The organism is Rouxiella badensis (genome assembly GCF_002093665.1).
Taxonomy (GTDB): Bacteria; Pseudomonadota; Gammaproteobacteria; order Enterobacterales; family Enterobacteriaceae; genus Rouxiella; species Rouxiella badensis.
Window position 1 is genome coordinate 23,437 of sequence record NZ_MRWE01000031.1, and the last position, 26,062, is coordinate 49,498.

Annotated in this window: 24 protein-coding genes and 1 tRNA gene; 17 read left to right on the forward strand and 8 right to left on the reverse strand. The window is 54.9% G+C overall.

All coding sequences use genetic code 11. The features are described from left to right. The first annotated feature begins 427 nt into the window (after positions 1–427). The gene (locus BS640_RS16805; protein ID WP_084912962.1) at positions 428–1,963 is read left to right on the forward strand and encodes an FAD-dependent oxidoreductase; all 1,536 of its coding nucleotides are present in this window, start codon (positions 428–430) and stop codon (positions 1,961–1,963) included. Between the two features lie 55 nt (positions 1,964–2,018). Here the strand turns inward: BS640_RS16805 and BS640_RS16810 are convergent, their stop codons facing one another. Then, entirely contained in the window at positions 2,019–2,903 is an 885-nt protein-coding gene (locus tag BS640_RS16810) for a LysR family transcriptional regulator (protein WP_084912963.1), read from the reverse strand. A 171-nt stretch (positions 2,904–3,074) separates the two neighbouring features. Here BS640_RS16810 and BS640_RS16815 point away from each other — a divergent pair, with 171 nt between their 5' ends. Further along, positions 3,075–3,500: a VOC family protein gene (locus BS640_RS16815; protein WP_017492236.1), complete on the forward strand. Its 426-nt coding sequence runs from the start codon at positions 3,075–3,077 to the stop codon at positions 3,498–3,500. A 55-nt stretch (positions 3,501–3,555) separates the two neighbouring features. On the opposite strand, the gene BS640_RS16820 is transcribed toward BS640_RS16815, so the two are convergent. The 4 genes from BS640_RS16820 to BS640_RS16835 all read right to left on the reverse strand — a co-directional run bounded on the left by BS640_RS16820 (position 3,556) and on the right by BS640_RS16835 (position 6,596). Next, positions 3,556–3,632 (reverse strand) — tRNA-Pro (locus tag BS640_RS16820). Between the two features lie 112 nt (positions 3,633–3,744). Next, the gene (gene eptB / locus BS640_RS16825; RefSeq protein ID WP_084912964.1) at positions 3,745–5,430 is read right to left on the reverse strand and encodes a kdo(2)-lipid A phosphoethanolamine 7''-transferase; all 1,686 of its coding nucleotides are present in this window, start codon (positions 5,428–5,430) and stop codon (positions 3,745–3,747) included. Between the two features lie 148 nt (positions 5,431–5,578). Then, entirely contained in the window at positions 5,579–6,004 is a 426-nt protein-coding gene (locus BS640_RS16830; RefSeq protein WP_017492238.1) for an organic hydroperoxide resistance protein, read from the reverse strand. A gap of 127 nt (positions 6,005–6,131) precedes the next feature. Continuing rightward, the gene (locus tag BS640_RS16835) at positions 6,132–6,596 is read right to left on the reverse strand and encodes a MarR family winged helix-turn-helix transcriptional regulator (protein WP_026110574.1); all 465 of its coding nucleotides are present in this window, start codon (positions 6,594–6,596) and stop codon (positions 6,132–6,134) included. A 109-nt stretch (positions 6,597–6,705) separates the two neighbouring features. Between BS640_RS16835 and BS640_RS16840 the strand changes: the two genes are divergently transcribed. From BS640_RS16840 to urtE, 9 genes are all read left to right on the forward strand, one after another. Further along, the gene (locus tag BS640_RS16840; RefSeq protein WP_017492240.1) at positions 6,706–7,296 is read left to right on the forward strand and encodes an HD domain-containing protein; all 591 of its coding nucleotides are present in this window, start codon (positions 6,706–6,708) and stop codon (positions 7,294–7,296) included. 179 nt (positions 7,297–7,475) lie between these two features. Continuing rightward, entirely contained in the window at positions 7,476–9,320 is a 1,845-nt protein-coding gene (gene atzF, locus BS640_RS16845) for an allophanate hydrolase (protein ID WP_084912965.1), read from the forward strand. Between the two features lie 12 nt (positions 9,321–9,332). Continuing rightward, complete coding sequence (gene uca / locus BS640_RS16850; RefSeq protein ID WP_084912966.1) at positions 9,333–12,977, forward strand: urea carboxylase; 3,645 nt, start codon at positions 9,333–9,335, stop codon at positions 12,975–12,977. A gap of 17 nt (positions 12,978–12,994) precedes the next feature. Beyond that, positions 12,995–13,714, forward strand: coding sequence for a GntR family transcriptional regulator (locus BS640_RS16855; protein ID WP_017493995.1), 720 nt, complete (start codon positions 12,995–12,997; stop codon positions 13,712–13,714). A gap of 114 nt (positions 13,715–13,828) precedes the next feature. Continuing rightward, positions 13,829–15,097, forward strand: coding sequence for an urea ABC transporter substrate-binding protein (gene urtA, locus BS640_RS16860; protein ID WP_017493994.1), 1,269 nt, complete (start codon positions 13,829–13,831; stop codon positions 15,095–15,097). Positions 15,098–15,183: 86 nt separating this feature from the next. Next, positions 15,184–16,797 (forward strand): urea ABC transporter permease subunit UrtB, encoded by a 1,614-nt coding sequence (gene urtB / locus BS640_RS16865; protein ID WP_390896415.1) that lies wholly within the window; start codon positions 15,184–15,186, stop codon positions 16,795–16,797. Beyond that, positions 16,797–17,873: an urea ABC transporter permease subunit UrtC gene (gene urtC, locus BS640_RS16870; protein ID WP_084912967.1), complete on the forward strand. Its 1,077-nt coding sequence runs from the start codon at positions 16,797–16,799 to the stop codon at positions 17,871–17,873. The genes urtB and urtC overlap by 1 nt, the downstream gene beginning before the upstream one ends. Continuing rightward, a complete protein-coding gene (gene urtD / locus BS640_RS16875) occupies positions 17,870–18,670 on the forward strand; it encodes an urea ABC transporter ATP-binding protein UrtD (RefSeq protein ID WP_017493991.1) in 801 nt (266 codons plus the stop codon). The genes urtC and urtD overlap by 4 nt, the downstream gene beginning before the upstream one ends. A 22-nt stretch (positions 18,671–18,692) precedes the next feature. After that, positions 18,693–19,391: an urea ABC transporter ATP-binding subunit UrtE gene (gene urtE, locus BS640_RS16880; protein WP_084912968.1), complete on the forward strand. Its 699-nt coding sequence runs from the start codon at positions 18,693–18,695 to the stop codon at positions 19,389–19,391. 61 nt (positions 19,392–19,452) lie between these two features. Here the strand turns inward: urtE and BS640_RS16885 are convergent, their stop codons facing one another. Continuing rightward, positions 19,453–19,701 (reverse strand): GlsB/YeaQ/YmgE family stress response membrane protein, encoded by a 249-nt coding sequence (locus tag BS640_RS16885; protein WP_026110808.1) that lies wholly within the window; start codon positions 19,699–19,701, stop codon positions 19,453–19,455. Positions 19,702–20,095: 394 nt separating this feature from the next. Between BS640_RS16885 and bhsA the strand changes: the two genes are divergently transcribed. From bhsA to BS640_RS16900, 3 genes are all read left to right on the forward strand, one after another. Beyond that, a complete protein-coding gene (bhsA, locus tag BS640_RS16890) occupies positions 20,096–20,353 on the forward strand; it encodes a multiple stress resistance protein BhsA (RefSeq protein WP_017493988.1) in 258 nt (85 codons plus the stop codon). A 138-nt stretch (positions 20,354–20,491) separates the two neighbouring features. Next, positions 20,492–21,121 carry a LysE family translocator gene (locus tag BS640_RS16895; protein ID WP_084912969.1) on the forward strand — a complete coding sequence of 210 codons (630 nt, stop codon included), beginning with the start codon at positions 20,492–20,494 and terminating at the stop codon, positions 21,119–21,121. Positions 21,122–21,158: 37 nt separating this feature from the next. Continuing rightward, the gene (locus tag BS640_RS16900; protein ID WP_265576867.1) at positions 21,159–21,611 is read left to right on the forward strand and encodes a GNAT family N-acetyltransferase; all 453 of its coding nucleotides are present in this window, start codon (positions 21,159–21,161) and stop codon (positions 21,609–21,611) included. A gap of 37 nt (positions 21,612–21,648) precedes the next feature. On the opposite strand, the gene yfcF is transcribed toward BS640_RS16900, so the two are convergent. After that, positions 21,649–22,281 carry a glutathione transferase gene (gene yfcF / locus BS640_RS16905; protein ID WP_017493906.1) on the reverse strand — a complete coding sequence of 211 codons (633 nt, stop codon included), beginning with the start codon at positions 22,279–22,281 and terminating at the stop codon, positions 21,649–21,651. A 113-nt stretch (positions 22,282–22,394) separates the two neighbouring features. On the opposite strand from yfcF, the gene BS640_RS16910 reads away from it, so the two are divergent. Further along, on the forward strand, positions 22,395–22,934 hold the full coding sequence (locus BS640_RS16910; protein ID WP_017493905.1) for a hypothetical protein: 540 nt from the start codon (positions 22,395–22,397) through the stop codon (positions 22,932–22,934). Here the strand turns inward: BS640_RS16910 and BS640_RS16915 are convergent. Beyond that, a complete protein-coding gene (locus BS640_RS16915) occupies positions 22,931–23,383 on the reverse strand; it encodes a GNAT family N-acetyltransferase (RefSeq protein ID WP_017493904.1) in 453 nt (150 codons plus the stop codon). The genes BS640_RS16910 and BS640_RS16915 overlap by 4 nt on opposite strands. Positions 23,384–23,580: 197 nt before the next feature. Here BS640_RS16915 and BS640_RS16920 point away from each other — a divergent pair, with 197 nt between their 5' ends. Both BS640_RS16920 and idnD read left to right on the forward strand, forming a co-directional pair. Next, the gene (locus BS640_RS16920; protein ID WP_017493903.1) at positions 23,581–24,786 is read left to right on the forward strand and encodes a benzoate/H(+) symporter BenE family transporter; all 1,206 of its coding nucleotides are present in this window, start codon (positions 23,581–23,583) and stop codon (positions 24,784–24,786) included. A 150-nt stretch (positions 24,787–24,936) separates the two neighbouring features. Next, on the forward strand, positions 24,937–25,968 hold the full coding sequence (gene idnD / locus BS640_RS16925) for an L-idonate 5-dehydrogenase (RefSeq protein WP_017493902.1): 1,032 nt from the start codon (positions 24,937–24,939) through the stop codon (positions 25,966–25,968). Positions 25,969–26,062 lie beyond the last annotated feature (94 nt).

The following is a 26,062-nucleotide window of genomic DNA, read 5'->3' on the forward strand; positions in this document are numbered from 1 at the left end:
AATTAAGGCACGCTTATTTCACTATTGAAATAAACCTTTCGAGGGGAAAATGGGGTGTTATGCACAATTATAGTGCAGGTTAAAAATCGCGCAACAGCCCCCTCTAAAACCTAAAATAGAAAACATTTCACACCCTGCCGATTTCGGTAGGCGTGAGATGATAATAATGCGCAGCGTGATTGATGCCTGTTTCAGTCGACAGGGTCTGTTTTGGAACCGACATTTGCCCCCACCTCAATGAATTCGCTGCTTTAATTTGCGATTTTCAATAGGGAAATTATTTTTTCGACCGAACACCGGTCCGAATCCTCCTAATCCACACCCTCCTCATGGCACACGTGCTCATGGCTGCTAGGCTTAAGTCAGTCCTGCTTTTTGTAGGGTCTTTGTTGAATAAACAACCACACACAAAAGAAAGGAGCATGTTGTGACTTTTAAAAAAATCATCAAGCTTGCAGATCTTGCAAAAAATCAGCCGAAACAGTTCGAAAGCGACGAAACCCCATTTGTGCTGGTCCGTCAGGACGACAGCGTGCATGCGTATCAGGCAAATTGCCCGCATGCAGGTGCGCCGCTGGCAGAAGGGGCCGTGTGCGACGGCAAGCTGGTTTGCCCATGGCATAAAGCCGTGTTTAATCTTGACGACGGTAGCCTTGAACAGCCGCCCGCGCTGGAAGGCCTGACGCAGTACCCCACTAAAGTTGAACACGGCGAGGTAATGGTCGATGTGAAAGACCCCCGTCAGCATACCCGCCTGCAAGCCGGTAATAACACCGATCAAATTGTAATTATGGGCTCGGGTGCGGCCGGCAGTGCTGCGCTGAGCGCGCTGGAAGAAAGCGGGTATCACGGCAGGATAGTCATTATCGATCGGGAAAAGTCTGCCCCTTACGACAGAACTGCACTGACCAAATTCGTGCCTGATGGCAGCATGAAGGTGGATGAGGTTCCGCCGCTGCTCGAAGACAGCGCTTTTGAACAGCGCAACGTGCAGCGGATTGTCAGTACGGTGACCCACATTGACAAGAAAAAGAAAAAGCTTCGCCTCGCCAATCAACAGCATGTTTCGTTTAAAAAGCTGCTGATTGCCACCGGTGGTGCGCCGATACGTCCCGCTCTACCGGGCGGTGAGCTGAGCGGTATTCACGTTTTACGTAATCTCCAACAGGAAAAAACGCTGCTCTGCGCCGTGGATCAACTCAAACAGTTGGTGATTATCGGCAACAGTTTTATCGGCATGGAGATGGCGGCCGCACTGCGCAAACGTGATATTGCCATCAAGGTGATTGCACCCCAACCGTTGCCGTTTGAGGCACAGTTTGGCGAGAAGATTGCCAAATACTTCCGCGCACTGCACGAACACAATGGCGTTGAATTTATTGACGGCGAGGTCGTGGGCTTTAAAGGCGATCGTCGCGTCGAAGCGGTAGAGCTTAAAGACGGTTCGAGCGTAAGAACCGACGTTGTGCTGCTGGCGACCGGCGTACAGCCCGTCACCTCGTTTATCCACGACCTGCCGCTCGACGACGACGGCAGTCTAAAGGTGGATAAATATCTGCAGGCCGCTGAGGATATTTACGCCGCAGGTGACATTGCCAGCTTCCCGATGGACGGTAAACATACCCGCATTGAACACTGGCGCGTTGCTCAACAGCAGGGCCGTACGGCCGCAATCAACATGCTCGGCGAGCGCGAAGCCTTCGATCGTGTGCCGTTCTTCTGGACACAGCATTTCGGTACCCGCTTCGAGCATTTAGGGCATCCCGACCAATGGGACAAGGTCGATATTATTGGTTCGCTTGAGGATAGGGACTTTGTCGCACTGTTCGGGCTTAAAGATAGTCTGGTTGGCGTCGTTGCCACTGGCCGCGAACGCACCACCGGCAGGCTGCTGCTCGAGATGCAGCATGATATGACGCTAAATCAGGCGCGTAAGCTGGTGAAGGAAACGCAGGAAGGCTAATCACCCTCCCCTTTCTGACGTATCTCCGGAAGGGAGAGAGAGGCTCCCGGTCGTCTCACTGATGCGAAAGAGACGTTTGCGCCACGTCGTGCAGGCATCGCCCGATGAGCATGTGCAACGGCGATTGCCTGTTAGCGTGGCGCATGACCAGGATAAGTTCACGATGAAACGTGAGCTCGTCAAGCGACACGACGCGCAGATTCGCCTTACGCTCCAGCCACAATCCTGCCAGCGGGACCAACGCCACCCCGAGCCCATTTTCGACCATTTTCACAATGGCATCGATTTCGTCGATCTCCAGCGCGACCTTCGGCTCAAGCCGCTGGCTGCGCAGAAACTGGCTCACCATACGCCCACCGAACGAGGTGCGATCGTAGCGGATAAACGGCTGTTCGCGAAGCAAGGCGATCGGATCTTCACCTTGCAGGTGCGTGGGGGCAATCAGCACGAACGGCTCGCGCGCCAACGTTTCACTGTGCAGATCTTTGGCCAGCGGGAAACCCGGTTTAATGACGATAGCCAGGTCGATATTGCCTGCATCGACCTGAGTCAAAAGATTGAATGACACACCGGGGACCAGCTTAGTTTCCAGCGCAGGCGCACTCTGATGGAGTTTGACCAGCACCTGCGGCAGCAGGCCGGTTTGAAAGGTCGAGATAGCGCCAATTTTGATAACCCCGCGAAAATCCCCGAGGCTCTCCGGTTGAGACATGCTGGCAAAGATTTCGAGGATCTGTTCAGCCATCGGCAAGATACGGCTTCCGGCGGCGTTTAACACCGCCGAACGCCCGGTTCTGTCGAATAGCGTCATACCGAGATAGTCTTCCAGACCCCGAATTTGTGCGCTTACGGCCGACTGAGTCAGGCCAATGCGCTGTCCGGCGGCGGCGAAAGTGCCGTCTTGCGTTACTGCAATGAAGGTTTTCAGTTCACGTAACATCGCCGCCTCACTCATCTGTTTTTTTAATGAATCACAACAATAATATTTGTTTTTAATTAAAAATTTTATCGTTAAGAATGGATGAACACAATATAACCTCACACCACATTTTCCCAACCTATGCGAGCTGCCACTGCAACGCACGCCGGTCGGGGAACAGGAGAATTATCAATGGCTCTGAGTCCTTTCCACCTTGCTATCCCGGTTTATGATCTCGCGACCTGTCGCGCCTTTTACGGCGAAACCTTTGGCCTCTCGGAAGGCCGTTCAAGCGCTCAGTGGGTAGACTTCGACTTTTATGGTCATCAGCTGGTTATCCACGAGCATCCAAAAACAGCGACGCAGGATTCGGCGCACACCAATCCGGTGGACGGCCACGACGTGCCGGTACCCCATTTTGGGATTGTACTGAGTTGGGAAGAGTGGGAAGCCTTGGCGGAACGCCTAAAGTCTTTTGGTACTCAGTTCGTGATTGAACCTTATGTACGCTTTAAAGGCCAGGTCGGCGAGCAGGCGACCATGTTCCTGCTGGACCCGTGCGGCAACGCACTGGAATTCAAAGCGTTCAAGGATATGAGTCAGCTGTTCGCCAAATAAGAACGCCAGAAAGCAAAAAACCCGCGAGCCAGAAGCTTGCGGGTTTTTCTAAATGTGGTCGGCGAGAGAGGATTCGAACCTCCGACCCACTGGTCCCAAACCAGTTGCGCTACCAAGCTGCGCTACTCGCCGAATTGGGCCGCATCTTACTGCTGCGGGTTCCAAGCGTCAATCCCTTTTTTTACCCAATTCGCCAACTGCTTATAAAACACACGAACCCTGTTTAAAACGGCGATTTTAACCGCTAAATTCCCTTCTTGGCCTGAGGATCGGCACACCAGTTATTTGCCGGGTTAATCCCTCCGTCGTTCGAACGATAACCCAGGCAACCTAAAATTGAGTCAAAGAGTTCTTCGTGACGATGCGGTTTATCACTGCCCTGCTGTTGACGCAGCAGGGCAAACGCCTGCTGACTTTCGGTCTGCGACAGGAAAGCGTCAGACGCCCAAACGATTATCGGCACCCGAAACTGTTCCGGCGGCGCCATCTCACGCGGCGTACCGTGCAGATGCGAGTTCTCGCCTATAGACTCACCATGGTCAGCGGCGTAAAACACCAGCGCTTTTTTATCGCGCAGCTGATCAATCACCCGCGAGATAAAGGTATCGGTATACAACACGCTGTTATCAAAGGCGTTAATCAGCTGATCTTTACTACAGGACTGGTCCACCCCCATGCATTCAGGCGTAAAGCGGGCAAAGCTGCGCGGATAACGCTGAGAATAGAGATAGTGTGAGCCTTTGGTATGCAGCACGACGAGGTGTTTACCTTTAGGGTAGCGCTTCAGGGATTCCTGTAGTTCTCTCACCAGCAGCATGTCGTCTACCGGCTTGCCGTCATTGCGCTTTTCAGAAGCGATAAGCTCGCGGAAAGAGTAGTTATTGGTGTTGGCATTGTTGTAAAACCAGACTTCACTCTGCATAGCGAACAGCTCTGAACTGAAGCCCAGTTGGCGCATCACGGCAAAAATATTCTGCTCTTTCAGCGTCCTTTGCGGATTATCCTCAACGCCGCCTTCGCGCACAAACATGCAGCGCAGAGAGAGCTTGGTCGCGGTGTCGCAGGACGTGCCCTTAAAGGCCACGAGATTTTTCTCTTTCGACAGCAGCGGCGTGGTGTCTGGTCCATAGCCGAGCAGCCCCATATGGTCCCAGCGCGTCGTTTCACCGATAATGAAAACCACGTAAGTATCATCGATATCCGCAGGTGGCTCATAACGGTAAGCCTCGGCAGGATTAAACAAATCGCCCGCATCGCGGCTCTCATCAATTTGCGTATAGACAAACAAACCGAGCGCCGCCAGCCAGTTCGACGGCAGATAAGAGTGCGCCACCACCCCGCCATAGCTTGGCATATCCACGTTGCTTAACCGCTCGTTGGCCTTTTGCTCTTTGTCCATCATCCGCAGCGGCAGCCAGACCAGCAGGCCTGCCAGGAGCCACACCAGCAGCGGCTTCAGCCGTTGACCGGGCGTTTTCATCTGTTCGAGCAGCGTGCCGCGCATTTCATTCCGGGCGATGAGCCACAGCGGTAGCGCACTGACCGCCAGCATCCACAGCACAAACTTGAAGCCAATCACTTCTTTACTGAGATCGATATCGGTAGTCATCACCGATACGATAATACCGTAGCCGATGACCACGTTGAAATAGGTCATGTAGTAGCTGGCCGCGACCGAAATCAGCACAATCAGCCCGGCGATAAGCCGAAAGAAATGTTTTCCGCCAAACGACAGCAGGCGCAGCACAAAGAAGCCGAACAGGATGGTGGTGGCAATTTCAATGACGGCGGCGGTCCATTCAAACGACGTGGGGGAGTCGATGAGCGAGGCGAAGCGTCGTGTAAAAACCGACAAGTTTAAAAAAATGCCAATATAAATCGCTAACAATAAACAGATTTTTTGCTGCGATAGAGTCTTCACTCTATTCATGAAAGATTATTTTCCAGAGAATTTGAAATATTTTGAATCATTTTGACATCAATAAGGCGGGATAGTTTACATATTCGGTGGGGAAAGTCTGAAAAGAAAACGGGAGGCCTTGGCCTCCCGCAGATCAATCACAAGGCTGTGGCTGACATTACTTAACGGTAAGGGTCACGTCGATGTTGCCACGGGTCGCGTTTGAGTATGGGCAAACTTGATGCGCCTTCTCGACCAGGTCTTCTGCGACGCTGCGCTCGATGCCAGGCAGGGTGATGTCCAACGCCACTTCAATGCCGAATCCGCCTGGGATCTGGCCAATACCGACTGCGCCTTCGATTTTAGCATCAGCAGGAATACGTACTTTTTCCAACGAAGCAACGTGCTTCAACGCACCGAGGAAACAGGCTGAATAACCGGCGGCAAACAGCTGCTCTGGGTTAGTCACTTCGCCGCCCGCACCGCCCATCTCTTTTGGCAGACCCAGTTTCACATCGAGCACGCCGTCTGATGAGGTTGCACGGCCATCACGACCGCCGGTAGCTGAAGCATGAGCACGGTAAATTACTTTTTCGATAGACATGATGTATTCCTATTAAGTGACTAAGTGAGTGATAACCAATAAATAAACACGATTAAATCGCACGCTATATATTTGATTGTAGCAGAGGCGCAAAACCTTGCACCTCGTGACTACGTAATATCTTTAACTAGGCTTTACGCTGCAGATTGCCTCTGAGAGTCTCCAGCTGCTTTTTCAGAGCCGTCGCGTCCTCGATACTGCATTCTGCCGCACAGGCAATCGCCTCGGGAATTTCACGCGCTTTTTCCTGCAATGTGCGCCCAGCGTCGGTCAGAGAAATAATTACCTGACGCTCATCAACCTTGGCACGGCGACGCACCACCAGCCCTGCGGTTTCAAGGCGTTTAAGCAGCGGCGTCAAGGTCGCCGAATCCAGAAACAGCTTTTCACCAATTTCCGACACCATGACTTCGTCCTGCTGCCACAGTACCAGCATGACCAGATATTGCGGATAGGTCAGGTCCAGTTGGCTCAGCAACTTACGATAAACTTTATTCAACGCCAGATTGGCGGAATACAGCGCAAAGCATAACTGCTGGTCGAGATGCAGAGCATGCATTGCAGCGGGTGTGGTGTCGTGTTTTGTGTTCATGGGAAGAATATAAATAGCGCACGATATTATAGCAAGCATATTTACAATTATTATTTTTTACCTTGTCCATGCTATAACAAAGACAAGGTGCCACCAGAGGGGAAATATCATGACCAGCCTAGTCGACAAAGCGAGACGTTATGCGAGTAAAGCGCACGCCAGCATCGATCAGCGTCGCAAATATACTAATGACCCCTATATCGTGCACCCGGAGGCCGTCGCGAATATTGTTGGCAGCGTGCCCCATACCGAGGCCATGCTGGCCGCGGCGTGGTTACACGATACTGTCGAAGATACGCCGACCACCCTTAGCGACATTACCGCGCATTTTGGCGCTGAGGTCGCGGAACTGGTGGCGATGCTGACCAACGTAAGCCTGAGTTGCGTTGGAAACCGCATTGAGCGGAAAAACCTCGACCGAGAGCACAGCGCCAAGGCCTCTGCCGCCGCCAAAACCATCAAACTCGCCGACCTCATCGACAACCTCCGTTCGCTGGTCACCCACGATCCTGACTTTGCCAAAACCTATCTTGTCGAGAAACGATTGCTGTTGGGCGTGCTAAAAGAAGGCGACGCCACCCTGTGGCGACAGGCAGAAATCATCATTAACGACGGCCTGCAACGCCTGCATCATCCCCCGCATAACGTTCCAAGTAGCTGGTTTCAAGGCACCGAACAGGCTTATCTGGCGGGAAATTAACCCGCCTCCAAATCGTTCATTGATTGCCCTCGTTTTGTACAAATGCTCCGCAGCGGTGAGACATTGCCGTGCACAAAAAATGAGAAATTAGTTAAATAATCATTAAAAACAAATAATTAAAAATTGGCACACCGCTTGCTTAGATGAATTCAATCTTGTGTACTAGATGGAATTCAACTATGACCTCAGTATCAACGCCTTATATTGGATATCAGTTACGTGACTGGCAGCGTCATTATCAAAGCGCGCCCCTGAGCCTGCGCAGTTCTTTAGGCATCGTACTCAACAGCCTTGACGAACGTGACAATGCCTGGCTTTATCGCGCAACGCCCACCCAGCTTGAAGAGCAAATCACTCAACTTGAAACACTGCGCGAACAGGCCGGGGGTTCCCTCGCCACACTGCCGCTGTATGGCGTGCCTTTTGCGGTAAAAGACAATATTGACGTCGCAGGATGGCCAACCACCGCCGCCTGCCCGGCCTTCGAATATATCGCGCAGGCCGATGCCACCGTCGTCGCCAATCTGCAGGCCAAAGGCGCAATCGTCATCGGCAAAACCAATCTCGACCAGTTCGCGACCGGGCTGGTCGGCACGCGATCACCGCACGGTGCGGTAAAAAACACCTTTAACCCGAATTACGTCAGCGGCGGCTCAAGTTCAGGCTCTGCCTCCGTACTGGCACGCGGGCTGGTCGCCTTCTCGCTCGGTACTGACACCGCCGGTTCGGGCCGCGTTCCGGCGGGATTCAATAACATTGTGGGGCTGAAACCGACCAAAGGCTGGCTTTCAAACCGCGGTGTGGTGCCCGCCTGTCGCCTCAACGACTGTGTTTCTATTTTCGCGCTCAGCGTGGCGGATGCTGCATACGTCGCCACTCTGGCCGGCGGCTATGACCCTGAAGACGCCTATTCACGCGCTAATCCGCACACGGCCCCGGCCGCGATGTCTTCCCAACCGCGCTTTGCGGTACCCGACAGCCTCGAGTTCTTCGGCGATACCGAGTCCGAGAAAGCTTTCCAGCTGGCGCTCGACAAGCTGGTCAGCAGCGGCGTTAGTCTGGTCAACATCGATTTCACGCCCTTCAAAGCCTTGGCCGAACAGCTGTATTACGGCGCATGGGTCGCCGAGCGCACCGTCGCCGTCGGCAAAATTTTTGAAGACACGCCGGAGGTCATGGACCCTGTGGTACGCGGCATTGTCGCCAGCGGTCTGAACTACAGCGCAACGGATGCATGGAAAGCCGAATATCTGCGTGCCGAGCTGTCGCGCAAGATTAATCAGGCGCTGGAAGGGTTCGACGCATTGGTGGTGCCAACCTCGCCAACCCTTCGCACGCTTGACGAAATGGTGCAGGAGCCAGTGCTGTTTAACTCCCAGTTCGGCACCTACACCAACTTTACCAACCTCGCCGATCTCTGCGCACTGGCGTTGCCGTCGAGCATTCGTGATGACGGCCTGCCTTCAGGCATCACGTTGATTGCTCCAGCCTGGCACGATGCTGCGCTTGCCGCCTTTGGCCGCCAGTGGCAACGCAGCCTGTCTCTGACGCTGGGCGCGACCGATAAAACCCTCAACGCCGACAGCGCCATGACAGGTCCTATGGCCGTCAGCGCCGATCACGTCCGCGTTGCCGTCGTCGGCGCACACCTCACCGGTATGCCGCTAAATTTCCAGCTCACCACCCGCAACGCCGTGCGCGTCGAGCAAACCCGTACCGCCAGCGATTACAAACTTTATGCCCTTGCTAATACCCAGCCGCCGAAACCGGGTCTGGTTAAAGACGAAGGCGGCAGTAGCATCATCGTTGAACTTTGGGATATTCCTCTGGCGCGCTTCGGTGAATTTGTGGCCGAGATCCCCGCGCCGCTGGGCATTGGCACACTTCAGCTGGCTGACGGCCGCAGCGTAAAAGGCTTTATCTGCGAGCCTTGGGCTATCGACAGCGCAACCGACGTCACCTCGTTCGGCGGCTGGAGAAGCTACGTCGAGCACCTGAAATCCACCGCCGCGAAAAACGCCTGAGGAGCCACGCACATGTTCACGACTGTCCTGATTGCCAACCGCGGTGAAATCGCCTGCCGTGCCATCCGCACCTTGAAACGTCTCGGCGTCACCAGCGTGGCGGTCTACTCGGACGCCGACCGCAACGCCCCGCACGTGACCGATGCCGATATCGCTGTCGCGCTTGGCGGTGAAAAAGCGGCGGAGAGTTACCTGCTGATCGACAAAATTCTGGCCGCCGCTAAAGAGACCGGCGCACAGGCGATTTATCCTGGCTACGGTTTTTTATCTGAAAGCGCCGAGTTTGCCGACGCCTGCGAGGAAGCCGGCATCGCCTTTATCGGCCCGACTGCACATCAAATTCGTGAATTCGGCCTTAAGCACCGCGCCCGTGAGTTAGCCGCCCAAGCCGACGTACCGATGACCCCGGGCACTGCCTTGCTCGACAGCATTGACGATGCGGCGGCCGCTGCCGCGCATATTGGCTATCCCGTCATGCTGAAAAGCACCGCAGGCGGCGGGGGGATTGGCCTGACCCGCTGCGATGACGAAGCCGCTCTGCGCAGTGCGTGGGACAGCGTAAAACGCCTCGGCGAGCAGTTCTTCCGTGACGCAGGCGTGTTTCTCGAACGCTTCGTTGACCGCGCGCGTCACGTAGAAGTGCAGATTTTTGGCGACGGTAAAGGCAAGGTGGTTGCACTCGGCGAGCGCGACTGTTCGCTGCAGCGCCGCAACCAGAAAGTGGTGGAAGAAACCCCGGCCCCTAACCTGCCGCAGGCAACGCGTGACGCACTGCATCGTGCAGCAGTGCAGCTTGGCGAATCGGTCAATTATCGCAGCGCCGGTACGGTCGAATTCATCTACGACGCCGCGCGCGACGAGTTTTATTTCCTTGAAGTGAATACGCGTTTGCAGGTCGAGCATCCGGTCACCGAGGAGGTTACCGGCCTCGACCTGATCGAATGCATGCTGCGCGTCGCCGCCGAGCAACCGCTGGACTGGCCGCGCATGCAGCAGCCACCAAAAGGGGTGGCTATTGAAGTGCGACTCTACGCCGAAGATCCGCTGAAAAACTTCCTGCCAAGCCCCGGTGTACTGACCGAAGTGTTCTTCCCTGAAGACGTACGCGTCGATGGCTGGGTGTCGACCGGCAGCGAAGTCTCGGCGTTTTATGACCCGATGATTGCCAAGCTGATTGTTCACGGCGAGACCCGCGCGCAGGCACTGGAAAAAATGTCTCAGGCGCTGGCCGCAACCCGCCTGCACGGCATCGCCAGCAATATTGACTATCTGCGTCAGGTCGTTGCGTCACCGGTGTTCCATCAGGGCGAGATGTGGACGCGTATGCTCGACGGCTTCGAGTATGCGCCGCACGCCGTCGAGGTTATCTCACCCGGCACCTACAGCAGCATTCAGGACTATCCGGGCCGTCTCGGCTATTGGGACATCGGCGTACCCCCTTCCGGCCCGATGGACGATTTTGCCTTTCGTCTGGCGAACCGCATCGTCGGTAACCCTCTCGACGCCGCCGGTCTGGAATTTACTCTGCAAGGCCCGACGCTGCGCTTCCACTGTGACGCCACCATCGCACTCACCGGCGCGCGCTGCCCGGCGGACGTTGACGGCGTTGAGATTGCCTATTGGGCGCCGGTTGACGTAAAGGCCGGGCAAATATTGACGCTGGGCCGCGCCACCAGCGGCTGTCGCACCTATCTTGCCGTGCGTAACGGCTTTGACGTCCCGGTTTATCTCGGCAGCCGTTCGACCTTCGTGCTTGGCCAGTTTGGCGGCCACGCCGGTCGCACCCTGCGCGTCGCCGACATGCTGAACGTCTCGCAGCCTGAACTTGCCGCCTGCACCACGCCCGCGCCAGTCGGTCTTCCGCAGGCCGCCGCTGAAGACATTGTTCCGGTCTATGGCGATGAATGGAATATTGGCGTGCTCTATGGCCCACACGGCGCGCCAGACTTCTTCACCGAAGATTCTATCGATGCCTTCTTCGAGGCAGAGTGGCAGGTGCACTACAACTCTAACCGCCTCGGCGTGCGCCTGACCGGCCCTAAACCCCAGTGGGCGCGTCTGGACGGCGGCGAAGCAGGCCTGCATCCCTCCAACGTGCATGACTGTGAATACGCCATCGGATCGATAAACTTTACCGGTGACTTCCCGGTCATCCTGACCCGCGACGGACCGAGCCTCGGCGGCTTTGTTTGCCCAGTCACCATCGCCAAGGCCGAGCTGTGGAAGGTTGGCCAGGTGAAACCCGGCGACCGAATCCGCTTCCATCCGATCGGCTTTGAACAGGCTCAGGCGCTGGAAATGGCCCAGCAGGGCACCCTCGATTCGCTGATGCCGATTGAAGCGATGGCGCTACCGGTCCCTTCTTTGCTGCCGACCACCACTGCCTCGGCAACCATTCTTGCCCAGCTCCCAGCCACGGACGAGCGCCCGAGCGTGGTCTATCGCCAGGCCGGTGACGGCTACGTGCTGATTGAGTACGGCGATAACGTGCTGGATCTGGCGCTGCGTCTGCGCATCTATCTGCTGATGAAAGCTCTCCGCGAAGCCGGTCGGGCGGGCGTCGAAGAGCTCTCCCCCGGTGTCCGTTCGCTACAGGTACGTTATGACAGCCGCGTCATCCATCAGTCGGCGCTGCTACAGCATCTGCTGACGTTGGAACATCAATTGGCTGACGTGAGCAGGCTGAAAATTCCGACCCGCATCGTGCACATGCCAATGGCGTTCGAAGATACCGCCACGCTAGGCGCGGTCGAACGTTATCAGCAAACCGTGCGCGCCGACGCGCCGTGGCTGCCGAACAACGTCGATTTCATTCAGCGCACCAATGGGTTGGCAACGCGTGAGGAAGTGCGAGACATCATTTTCAACGCCAGCTATCTGATCCTCGGCCTCGGCGACGTGTACCTCGGCGCGCCGTGTGCCGTGCCAGTCGACCCGCGCCATCGCCTGCTGAGCTCCAAATATAATCCGGCACGCACCTACACCGCCGAGGGCACCGTCGGTATTGGTGGTATGTATATGTGCATCTACGGCATGGACTCACCGGGCGGCTATCAGCTGGTGGGCCGCACGCTGCCAATCTGGAATAAATTCCTTAAAAACAGCCAGTTCGAACAAGGTGAACCCTGGCTGCTGCACTTTTTCGATCAGGTGCGTTTCTATCAGGTCACCGAGACCGAACTGGATCAACAGCGTGACGCTTTCCGCGAAGGCCGCGCTCAGGTACGCATTGAACACACCGAGTTCGACTTCGCCGAATATAACCGCTTTTTGGCCGACAATGCCGATGATATCGCCGATTTCCGCCTGCGCCAGCACAGAGCCTTCATCAATGAAGTGGCGCACTGGCAGGCACAGGAAAGCGCCGCCGTCGAGGCGGCGGTTAACGGCGTGCAGCCGGTGGAAAACCTCGCCCCCCCGCCGGGCGAGCGGGTCAGCGCCGATTTGAACGGTAACGTCTGGAAGATTTTGGTCGAACCGGGTCAATACGTTGAAGCCGGTCAGCCGCTTATCGTGGTGGAAGCGATGAAAATGGAGCTTGCGGTCAATGCGCCCTGCTCCGGCACGGTGCTGAAAATTGGCTGCCAGCAGGGTCGTCCGGTCGGACCGGGTGACGCCCTGCTGTGGATTGATAAAGACGGAATCGGCCAGGAATAGGCCCCAAAGGAGCATTTATGCAGCTTACCGGCTCACGTAGCGGACGCAACAAGGCCAGGCCTGAGGGTCTGGCAGAAAGAATCTATCTCCAGCTCAAGGACGACATTTTCAGTTTTCGCATGCTGCCCGGTGACAAATTTAGCGAGAACGAGATTGCCGAAAGAATGGACGTGAGCCGCACGCCGGTGCGTCAGGCGCTTTTCTGGCTGGAGCGTGAGGGCTACGTGGAGGTGTTTTTCCGCAGCGGCTGGCAGGTACGACCGTTTGATTTCGAGTACTTCGAACAGCTTTATGACCTGCGCATCGTTCTGGAACTCGAGGCGGTAAAACGCCTCTGTACGATGGACGTGACGCCCGAGCCACTGTTTGCACTGCAAAGTTTCTGGATAGATGAGCCAAGGCTGGAGGACGGGCAAGAGGTTTCTCGGTTCGACGAAGAGTTTCACATGGCGTTGGTGGCGGCAGCGGGCAACGGTGAGATGGCAAAAATCCACCGCGACCTGACTGAGAAAATCCGCATCATCCGGCGGCTGGACTTTACCAAAGACGCGCGCGTCAACGCGACCTATAGCGAACACGCAAGCATTTTACTCGCCATCATGCAGCGCCAGACCCAGGAGGCACAACGCCAACTACAGGACCACATTGCCGTCAGTAAAGCCGAGGTGCGCAAAATAACTCTTCATATGCTGCATCAGGCGAGACCAGAAGACGAAGCGGACACCCCGTCTTCGTGACTTTTTTAAAACGTATTTCGACACCTAAACACAGCACGCCCTAAAGATTTCACGCTGCTGCCAAGCCTGGCAGCCTGAAAGATGACCGGCTTGGCACTTTTAACAGGAGTACTTATGCAACGTCGTCGCTTTATTAAAGCCTTTGCCCTCTCGGCAACCGTGGTCAGTATGGGTCTGGCATTCGCTGCACAGGCCGCCGACACCATTAAGGTCGGTATTATGCATTCACTTTCCGGCACCATGGCCATCTCTGAAACGCCGTTGAAAGACGTCGCGCTGATGACCATTGATGACATTAACGCGCACGGTGGCGTGCTGGGTAAAAAGCTGGAGCCGGTGGTGGTTGATCCTGCGTCAAACTGGCCGCTGTTCGCTGAAAAAGCCCGCCAACTGCTGACCCAGGACAAGGTCGCAGTGGTGTTCGGTTGCTGGACTTCGGTCTCACGCAAATCCGTGCTGCCCGTGTTCGAAGAGCTGAACGGCCTGCTGTTCTATCCGGTGCAATACGAGGGTGAGGAGATGTCGCCGAACGTCTTCTACACCGGCGCAGCGCCTAACCAACAGGCCATTCCTGCCGTGCAGTACCTGATGAGCGAAGACGGCGGTGGTGCCAAACGCTTCTTCCTGCTGGGTACCGACTACGTCTATCCGCGCACCACCAACAAGATCCTTCGCGCCTACCTGCACTCCAAAGGCGTTCAGGATAAAGACATTGAAGAGGTCTATACCCCGTTCGGCTACAGCGATTATCAGACCATCGTTTCCAACATCAAGAAATTCGCGGCTGGCGGTAAAACGGCTGTGATTTCCACCATCAACGGTGACTCCAACGTTCCCTTTTACAAGGAGCTGGCTAACCAGGGCGTGAAAGCGACCGATGTGCCGGTGGTTGCCTTCTCGGTCGGTGAAGAAGAGCTGCGCGGGATAGACACCAAGCCGCTGGTCGGCGATTTGGCGGCGTGGAACTACTTCCAGTCGCTGGATAACCCAACCAACAAAGCCTTCGTTGCCGAATGGAAAGCCTACGCCAAGTCGCACAACCTGCCGAACGCCGATACCGCGGTCACCAATGATCCGATGGAGGCAACCTACGTGGGTATCCACATGTGGGCACAGGCCGTTGAGAAAGCGGGCACAACCGACGTCGACAAAGTCCGCGCGGCAATGGCCGGTCAGACCTTCAAGGCTCCGGACGGCTACACCCTGACCATGGACAAAACCAACCACCACCTGCACAAACCGGTGATGATCGGAGAAATCCAGTCCAATGGTCAGTTCAACGTGGTGTGGCAGACCGACAAACCGGTGCGCGCCCAGCCGTGGAGCCCTTATATTCCGGGTGACGACAAGAAGCCTGACTATCCGGTGAAAAGCACTCAGTAATTGACCTGAAGGTCCGTCACGGCCTGTGCTGCCTTTCACAAGTGCAGGCCGTGGCGGTCTCGTCGTATCAGATTAATAAAGCGATGATGACTATGATGAAACTCCTGCCCTTCCCCCGTTTGCGACTCGGCCTCACGCCGGGCCTGCGAACCCTGACTTTCCTGCTTTGCTGCCTGCCGTTGTGGGCCAAGGCCGGCCCTGCCGATGACTTCGCTGCGGCCAGTCGTTCCGAGCAGGCAACGTTGCTTCAGCAGTGGGCGACTGACCCGCAGCCTGAGCGTTTACCGCTGTTGGAGGCACTAAAGCAGGAAGATGTCGTGATTGATGAGGCGCATCATGCGTTCATCAGGCAGGGCGATACCCTTGCGCCGCTTGAGGGCGCGGCTAAGCCGCAGGGCGACGTCAAGGCAGTTTGGTTGAACAACCGGCTGCGTAACCTGATAACTAACGCCCTCTCGGCACACCGTCTGGTCAGCAAAGACAGCGCCGTGCGCCTGCAGGCCGCTAAATCTTTGCAGCGCGAGGCGCAGGCAGACCAGCTGCCGCTGCTGACCAAACGACTGGCGCTGGAACAAGACGCCACGGTGCACGCCGCACTCAGCATTGCACTGGCAAACCTGCAGCTTAGCGATCCGAATCCGCAGGTTCGCCTGCGCGCGGTGGAGCTGCTCGGCGAATCTTCAGACCCCGACACTCAGGGCCATTTGCAACCGCTGACCGACCCTAAAGTCGAGACCGACGTGACCGTGCGCACCGCCGCGCTGGTCAGCCTCAAGGCCGTGCAGCATCGGCTGATGATTGGCGACTGGCTGGGTCAGGCCTTCACCGGACTGTCGCTGGGTTCGATTCTACTGTTGGCTGCGTTAGGTCTGGCTATCACCTACGGCCTGCTCGGCGTCATCAACATGGCCCACGGCGAGATGCTGATGTTGGGTTCGTACTCGACCTACATGGTGCAGTCCTTCTTCCAGCACTATGCGCCCGGCCTGTTGGCCATCTATCCGCTGGTGGCGCTGCCGGTGGCGTTCTTTATTACTTCTGGCGTGGGCATGCTGCTCGAACGTTCTGTCATTCGCCACCTCTACGGACGCCCGCTCGAAACGCTGCTGGCTACCTGGGGTATCAGCCTGATCCTGATTCAGGGCGTACGGGTGATTTTCGGTGCGCAAAACGTTGAGGTCGCCAACCCGAACTGGCTCTCCGGCGGTATTCAGCTGCTGCCAAATCTGGTGCTGCCGTATAACCGCATCGCGGTCATTATTTTCGTGCTGATGGTGCTGGCGCTGACCTGGCTGCTGCTTAACAAGACGCGTCTGGGCATGAACGTGCGTGCCGTAACCCAAAACCGCGCCATGGCCGCCTGCTGCGGCGTGCCGACCGGTCGAGTGGACATGCTGGCCTTCGGCCTCGGTTCGGGCATTGCCGGACTCGGCGGCGTCGCACTCTCGCAGCTTGGCAACGTCGGGCCGGAACTGGGTCAGGGCTACATCATTGACTCCTTCCTGGTGGTCGTACTCGGCGGCGTCGGCCAGCTGGCAGGCACCGTCGTGGCCGCCTTCGGCCTCGGCATCGTGAATAAAATCCTCGAACCGGAAATCGGCGCGGTGTTGGGTAAAATCCTGATACTGGCGATGATCGTCCTGTTTATCCAAAAACGTCCGCAGGGACTCTTCGCCTTTAAAGGCAGGGTGATTGACTGATGACGCAACCCTTAACGATTACAGGCGTACAAAAGGCGCCACGTCTGGCGATGAGCCTCGGCACGCTGGTGCTTATTTCGCTGCTGGTGATGCCCTTTTTGGCACTGCTGCCGCAGACCCATCCACTGGCGATTTCAACCTATACCCTGACGCTGGTCGGCAAGATCCTTTGTTATGCAATCGTCGCGATCGCCCTCGATCTGGTGTGGGGCTACGCCGGGCTGCTGTCGCTCGGGCATGGTTTGTTCTTCGCACTCGGCGGCTACGCGATGGGGATGTACCTGATTCGCCAGGCCGCGGGCAACAATTTGCCAGACTTTATGTCGTTCCTCTCGTGGACCGAACTGCCGTGGTTCTGGGCAGGAACACAGCATTTTGCCTGGGCACTGTGCCTGATAGTGCTGGTGCCCGGCCTGCTGGCGTTCGTTTTCGGCTACTTCGCCTTCCGCTCCAAAATCAAAGGCGTGTACTTCTCGATAATGACGCAGGCGCTGACTTACGCCGGTATGTTGCTGTTTTTCCGCAATGAGACCGGCTTCGGGGGTAATAACGGCTTTACCGGCTTTACCACCCTGCTCGGCTTTCAGGTCACGGCGACATCAACGCGAATCGGGCTGTTTATCGCCACCGTGCTGCTGCTGGTGGCCAGTCTGGCACTCGGTTTCACGCTGGCACGCAGCAAATACGGCCGCGTGCTGACGGCGGTGCGCGACGCCGAGAACCGGCTTATCTTCTGCGGCTATGACCCTAAAGGCTTCAAGCTGTTTGTCTGGACGATTTCGGCAATGATCTGCGGTCTGGCAGGCGCGCTTTACGTGCCGCAGGTCGGCATCATCAACCCGAGCGAGATGTCGCCAACTAACTCTATCGAGGCCGCCATCTGGGTCGCACTGGGCGGACGCGGCACGCTGATCGGTCCGATTCTGGGTGCGGGCATCGTCAACGGGGCTAAAAGTTGGTTTACCGTCGCCATTCCCGAGTACTGGCAGTTTATTCTCGGCGGCATGTTTATTGTGGTGACGCTGTTCCTGCCCGAGGGCGTGATTGGCCTGCTGCGTAAAAGGAAAGCCCAATGAACTCAATGACGCTGGACCTCTTCACTCAACAGCAGCCTGCCGATAAGCACCGCGAGCAGACCGATCCGATTCTGACGCTGGATAAAATCAACGTCAGCTTTGACGGATTCAAGGCGTTAACTGACCTCTCGCTGCGCATCGGCGTTGGAGAATTACGCTGCGTCATTGGTCCGAACGGCGCGGGAAAAACGACGCTAATGGATGTTATTACCGGCAAGACACGGCCTAAGTCGGGACAGGTACTTTATGACCAGAATATCGACCTGACCCGGCTGGATCCGGTGCGTATCGCACAGTCGGGCATTGGTCGTAAATTCCAGAAGCCAACGGTGTTTGAGGCGCTGACGGTGTTTGAAAACCTCGAAATCGCGCAAAAAACCAATAAATCGGTGTGGGCCTGTCTGCGCGCGAAAATGAACAGCGAACAGCGCGACCGGATCGACGAAATGCTGGTCACGTTGCGTTTGCAGGGCGAACGGCATCGCATGGCGGGCATGCTGTCGCACGGCCAGAAACAGTTTCTGGAAATCGGCATGCTGTTGGTACAGGAACCGCATCTGCTGCTGCTCGACGAGCCTGCCGCCGGCATGACTGACGCCGAAACCGAGTACACCGCCGAGCTGTTCAAGTCGCTCGCCGGTAAGCATTCACTGATGGTGGTCGAGCACGATATGGGATTTGTAGAAACCATTGCCGACCACGTTACCGTGCTGCATCAGGGGCAAGTGCTGGCGGAAGGGTCGCTGCAGGAAGTGCAGGCTAACGAGCAGGTTATCGAAGTTTATCTGGGCCGCTAAGCTGCGCCGCAGGGAGTGAATCATGTTGCAAGTCAATGAGCTAAACCAGTTTTACGGCGGTAGCCATATCTTACGCGGACTGTCTTTCGAGGCGAAAATAGGTGAGGTCACCTGCCTGTTAGGCCGCAATGGGGTCGGCAAAACGACGCTGCTGAAGTGCCTGATGGGACTGATTCCGGCGAAATCCGGCACCATTAGCTGGAACGGCACGGTTATCAATGGCCGCAAGCCGCACCAGCGGGTGCAGTCGGGCATTGCCTACGTCCCGCAGGGACGCGAAATTTTTCCTCGTTTGACAGTAGAAGAAAATTTACTGATGGGCCTGTCGCGCTTTTCGGGCAGTGAGGCCAAAACGGTCCCAGATGAAATTTATCACCTGTTTCCCGTACTACTGGAAATGAAAAATCGCCGCGGAGGTGACCTCTCCGGCGGACAGCAGCAGCAGTTGGCCATCGGTCGTGCGCTGGCGTGCAGGCCCAGCCTGCTTATCCTCGATGAGCCGACAGAAGGTATTCAGCCCTCGGTTATTAAAGAGATAGGCGCCGTTATCCGCCAGCTTGCTGCCAGAGGCGACATGGCAATATTGCTAGTCGAGCAATTTTATGATTTTGCGGCAGAGCTGGCCGACAGCTATCTGGTGATGTCGCGCGGTAACATCATAAAACGCGGACAGGGCAGTGAGATGGAGGCCGAAGGGGTAAGAGGGCTGGTGGCAATTTAAGAAAATAACGGTGACAAAAAAGCCGCGACAGTGCGCGGCTTTTTCAAAACACGTGTTGCGATTACGACCTTATCTTACGGTAGATGAACAGGACAACGATGGCACCGATAACGGCGACCACGAAGCTACCAAAGTTAAAGCCGTCTACACGACCAAAGCCGAAGAAGGTACTGATGTACCCCCCCACAACCGCACCTACAATCCCCAGAATCACGGTCAGAATAAAGCCGCCACCGTCTTTACCTGGCATGATCCACTTAGCCAGAATACCTGCAATCAGACCAAAAATAACCCAGGATAAAATACCCATTTCGACGTCTCCTAATACGTTGGTGTTACCGTGAAATTTGTTCAGCCAATCAGGCCAAACCAATGTAGAAAATTCCCTTCCTACGAATCAGTTCGTCGCTTAGCGCTGCGAACCTTTTTTCTGTTACTCGATATCTATTTTAGCAGATTAAAACAAACTCGCTCAAAATCAGCCACAAGGACGGAATCTGCGCGCATTGTGCGTCCAACGTAAACCGCCTTCTCGGGATGTAAAGCTCTGCCGGGTTAAACGTAAAAACGCGTAAATGTTGAACAGTATTTTTGAATGACTTCCTCAAATCAATCCGTTTTTCATCCTCACTCAATCGGCCTATTATTTGCTCATCGAAAGGCAATCACCTTTCAAACTCATATTACCGATTAGGAATGACATTATGAAAAGCATCAAATATTTTGCAGTAGCCGCGGCCCTTTCTTTCGCTTCTTTCGCCACCTTTGCTGCACAAGAAGTCTCTCAACCTGCTGACGGGGCGCAAAAAATCGGCGTTGTAACCGCCAGCGGCGCAACCACCCTGGACTCTTTAAACAACGATTTGGCCAATCAGGCGAAACAAGCGGGTGCCAGTTCTTACCGCATCACTTCAGTGACCGGTAACAACCTGATGAGCGCAAGTGCAGTTCTGTACAAATAATCGTTACACCAACGACGTTTTATCCGCAAAAAGCCGATGAGATCGCCTTAAAAGGAGATTTCATCGGCTTTTTGCTTTTCTATTGCATGCCCCGTCGCTGATAAATATGCTGTCTCTTTCCAGTCGAAGGAACAGCCCATGACACTGACCGATTCTCTCGTTTCCTATACCTTTGCCATCACCCTGCTGACGCTGACGCCCGGTCTCGATACCGCGCTGATTCTTCGTACCGCCGCCAGCGAAGGCAGTAAGAAAGCCTTTCAAGCCGCAATGGGGGTGAACGCCGGGTGTATGATATGGGGTGCGATCGTGGCGCTGGGTCTGGGTGCGTTGCTTACCGCCTCGGAACTGGCGTTTAACGTACTTAAATGGGTCGGAGCAGCGTATCTCTGCTGGCTGGGGCTGCAAATGCTGTTCAAACCCCGTAATCAGATGGCGGCAGACTCCGCCGCCGATGCTCCGCTGAAAAAGAGCAGCAACGGGTTCATTAAAGGGTTGTTCGGCAACGTGCTGAATCCGAAGGTTGGCGTTTTTTACGTGACCTTTCTGCCGCAGTTTGTCGCCAGCGGTTATCCCGTTGCCGCCTACACCTTTGGCCTGGCGATGATCCACGTCTTGATTGGTACAGTCTGGTCTTCGACGATGATTGCAGCCACTCGTCCGCTTTCGCGCTGGTTAAAACGCCCTGCGGTGGTTCGTAACATGGACCGCCTGACTGGGCTGGTGTTTGTCGCCTTTGCTGTGCGTCTGGCGACCAGCAAGCGCTAAATTTTGTAGAAAAATTATTGATAACAAGAGAATGAAAATGACCATCAAAACACGAATCACGGCCACCCCCTCTTTTGACGACGTCGAGGCGGTCAAAAATGGTCTTCGTGAATACAATAAAAATTATATTCCAGAGCAATCTTTCAAAGAGCTGGCGGTATTCGTCGAAGACGATGCCGGTAATAAAACGGCGGGACTGATAGCTGAAACCGTAGGTAAGTATCTGATGATTAAATATCTGTGGGTGGCCGAATCTTTGCGTGGACAAGACTGCGGCACGCTGCTGATTCGACAGGCTGAAGAACAGGCTATTGCCCGCGGCTGTCGCTACGCCTTGGTTGATACCTTCAGTTTTCAGGCGCGCCCGTTCTACGAACGCCTGGGCTATGAGTGCAAGATGACGCTTGAAGATTACATCGAAGATACGCGTGCTGAAAAAGGGGTTGAAGCCTCACATCAGCGCTTCTATCTTTCCAAAAGACTGGGCTAAACGGCAGGTAGCCCGAAAGCATCGGGCTACCTTTCCATTATCGCGCAGACAGAGCAAGCCACTCTTTTACAGAATCTCGATCCCACTGGCGCTGAACGTAATCGACCAGCTTTTCAGGCACTTTATCGCCGTTCAAATACAGACGATTCAGCATCAATGCCAGGTCAGTATCGGCAATACACCATTCACCAAACAGATTATTACGCTCACCCAGCAGGCGCAGCGCAGCGTCATACAGCTTCGCCGCCGCCACTTCACCCGCAGGCGTTAACGGTGGACGATGCTGGCCACCAAAAACAATCTCGGTTGAACGCTCTTCGCGGATAGGCATCAGATCGCTGCGCAGCCAGGCCTGAATTTCACGTGCTTTGGCGCGATCTTCCTGGTTTTCAGGGTAAATAGCCGGGAAAGTCGGTGCCGGAAACAGCTCTTCAATATACTCGTCAATTGCCGAAGACTCGGACAGCTGAAAATTGCCGTTCGACAGGGTCGGTACACGGCGTGTCGTCGAAATCGCCGAATAATTTTCTTTTAGATTTTCTGCCTGCGCCAAATCTACCGTTTCAATCTCAAACGGGATGCCTTTTTCTGTCAATGCGACGAATGCAGACATCACATACGGACTATAATAATTAGCATCGGAATATAGCGTTAACTTCGGTTCACTCATTTTACCCCCTGATAGCGAATTCTCGTTTATTCCCTGTTCTGATCTCTGAAACATAGCCTAATCTGTAAGCAATGACTATGAGTTAACTCAATAATTTCCCGGCAGGAGGCTCGATGAAGAGATTTGCTCTGGTATGGGTATTGCTGCTTCCCGCGCTGTATTCGACGCCGTCATTGGCATCGTCGGCGAAAGAAATAAAAGAAAAATTCAGCCATATGCAGATTGGCGACAGAACGTTATGCCTGAGCGATATTATCTATCCCAATGAACAGCCAATGAAGGTGATTGAAAACGGCTTTTTAGTACAGAAATCCCACGACGAACTGGTCTATCAAACGGTGCTGATTTATCTGCTCGGCAACGACGTGACGGTCAACATCCACGCCTTGATTGTGAGCCGTCTGGAGAAAACCTCTTTCTCTAACGAATTTAGGGACACCTTTATTCAGGTAACCGGCCTCGACCAGCCAAATCAGGCGATTGCCAAGGCCAATATTATGAAAAGTTATCAGGAATCAGTGTTGAATCAGGTGAATCGCGTGCCCTACAGCGCCGTTATTCTTAACGACAAAGGCTACGAGATTAGTCAGCAGGAAGACGAAGTGAGTGAATTAAGCACCTGCTATATCACCCCGATTAAAAGCGTCGATTAGCGGCAATATTTAATAAAGTCGGTCAATACGCCCACGCGGTCATACAATTTTCTGGCGGTGTGGTTAGCACTCTGCGTGGTCCAATAGACGTTGGCTTTATTGTTGCGATCGGCATAGTCATAGACCGCCTCAATGAGTGCCTGTCCGACGCCCATCTTACGCGCGGCCGGTGAGACGTAGAGATCCTGCAAATAGGTCACCTGCTCGAGCGACCAGCCGTGGTCATGATTGATACAGTTGGCTATTCCTACCAACTTTCCTTCATGCTCAGCGACATAGCCAAACATCGCCTCATAGCTTTCTTCGGAAAGCCGTGTAAACGTGCGCTCAAAAACGTCTTGATTGAGGGTACTCTGGTAAAAATCCAGATATTCGCGCCATAGCGCTTCCCATTGTTCTCTGTCGGCACGGACCAGTGGACGAATGATCGGTTTATCGATAGTGCTCATCTCTTTTCTTATTCAGATTAACGCCACCAGAGTGAATTTAAATTCACCAAATGTGAATAAATTAGCATATTTATTTTAAATCACTCGACTGCCCATTGATATTCTCACACAAATAATGCTCTATAACGGACTAAAAATAAGACGCTATCGCTAATCCGGCTCAAAAGCACAGCCAGCAAACACAAGGTCTGTCGAGAATGTTATTTAAAAATCGTCTGCAAGATTGGTCATTTTCCGCCGTGATCGCCGGATTTGTCGCCGTACTGGTGGGTTATACCAGCTCAGCGGCGATTGTTTTTCAGGCCGCCGAGGCCGCAGGAGCCAATCTCGCGCAAATAGGCAGCTGGTTTACCATGCTCGGTTTCGGCATGGGCGTTACCGGCATCGCGCTCTCACTGTATTACCGTACGCCGATTGTCACCGCCTGGTCGACACCGGGCGCGGCGCTGCTGGTCACCAGCTTACCCGGCACGTCGCTCAATGACGCGATCGGTGTATTTGTTTTTGCCAGCGGCCTGATTTTACTGAGCGGCGTCACCGGTTTATTCGCCAAAATGATGCGCTATATACCGCAGGCGCTCTCAGCCGCGATGCTGGCGGGTATCTTGCTGCGATTTGGGCTCGATGCCTTTGTTTCCCTACAGACCAACCTGCTGCTGGCGGGCGGCATGTGCCTGACGTATCTGATTGCACGACGCCTGATAGCCCGCTACTCGGTTATTCTTTCGCTGTGCGTTGGGTTAGCGATCGCCGCCTGGCAGGGGGATATCGCCTTCCACGGTCAGGCAGTACACTTCGCCGCGCCTGAATTTATCATGCCGCATTTCTCCTGGGAGAAGCTGGTTGGCATCGGTCTGCCGTTTTTCGTGGTCTCGATGGCCTCTCAAAACGCGCCCGGCATCGCCACCCTGCATGCCTCTGGGTTTAAAGTACCGGTCTCGCCGCTGATTACCGTTACCGCGCTGCTGGCGCTGATTCTTGCCCCGTTCGGTGTCTACTCTATTGGTATTGCGGCCATTACGGCGGCCATCTGCATGGGCAAAGACGTGCATCCCGACCCCAACAAGCGCTATACCGCCGCCGTTGCCGCCGGCGTGTTTTATCTGCTGGCTGGCGTAATGGGCGGTTCAATCGGTACGCTGTTCACCGCGCTGCCTGCGCCGCTGATTCATACTGTCGCCGGTCTGGCGCTGCTTGGCACCATTTCTGGCAGCCTCTATCGCGCATTAACAGAAGAAAAGCAGCGCGACGCGGCCATCGTGACCTTCCTCATTACTGCATCAGGTATTCAACTGTTTGGCGTTGGCTCCGCCTTCTGGGGTCTAATAGGAGGGGTACTGACCCACGGTATCCTCAGCCTGCCTGAAAAAAATCAGGAAAAAATCAGTAATCCGCGTTCTTAAATTGTAATCAGGGCCTCAAAAAGTTGAGGCCCTTCATGTTATGAGTAACAGGATTAGGTAACACGCATTTTAGTGACGGTGATCACATTTTACCCCCCGTAAAGTCTCTTTACTGATTCAATAATTAGCCAGATAAAGAGCAATAATCACATGAAGATCGAAACGAAATCTTGCGTAGTCACCGGGAAAAAAGACGTCGCCGTCGTTAATCAGCAGCTGGATTATCAGGGGGTCGGTACGCTGGTCAAAGTCACGAGAGGCGGGATTTGCGGCTCAGACCTGCATTACTATGAACACGGTGCCGTGGGCGATTTTAAAGTCCGCGAAGCGATGGTGCTTGGCCATGAAGTGGTCGGTGTCGTTGAGCAATCAGACAGCGCAGCACTCAAGCCGGGCCAAAAAGTCGCACTTAATCCGAGTAAGCCGTGCAAAACCTGTAAATACTGCCTGGCCGGTGAAGAAAATCAGTGCACAACAATGAAGTTCTTCGGCAGCGCGATGTATTTCCCACACATCAACGGCGCCTTCACGCAGTATAAAATCGTCGACAATGCCCAGTGTATTCCCTATGACAACAGCGTGAGCGACAGGCTGATGGTATTTGCCGAGCCACTGGCTGTGGCTATTCACGCGGTAAATCAGGCCGGTGACGTAAAGGGTAAGACGGTATTCGTCTCAGGCGTGGGTCCGATAGGTAGCCTTATCGCGGCGGCCGCCAAGGCCAAAGGTGCTGCCGAAGTGGTCTGCACCGACCTCAGTGAGCGTTGTCTGGAAATTGTCACCGCGATGGGTGCCACCAAAACGCTGCATGCCGCGAGCGGTGACTTCTCGCCTTACCTGGAGCAGAAAGGCTATTTTGATATTTCATTCGATGCCTCTGGCCATCACTCCTCTATTCGCCGCTGTCTGGAAGTGACGCGCGCCAAGGGTACGCTGGTGCAAGTGGGCATGGGCGGCGCCATCCCTGATTTCCCAATGATGATGCTGATAGCCAAAGAGATTAAATGGGTCGGCAGCTTCCGCTTTACCGAAGAGTTCGTGACTGCCGTCGAATGGCTGGCAAACAAGGTTATCGATCCGATGCCGCTGCTGTCGGGCGAGTATCCGCAGGACGAGCTGACCACCGCACTCGAATTTGCAGCTGATAAAACCAAGGCCGCGAAAGTGCAGCTGGTGTTCTAACGTCCCACACAGACACCCTCATGTCCGTTTTTGGCCTTCCTCACCTTTCGAACAGCGCGCAATATGGCGTTATACCGAAAAGAGGAGGGCCGAA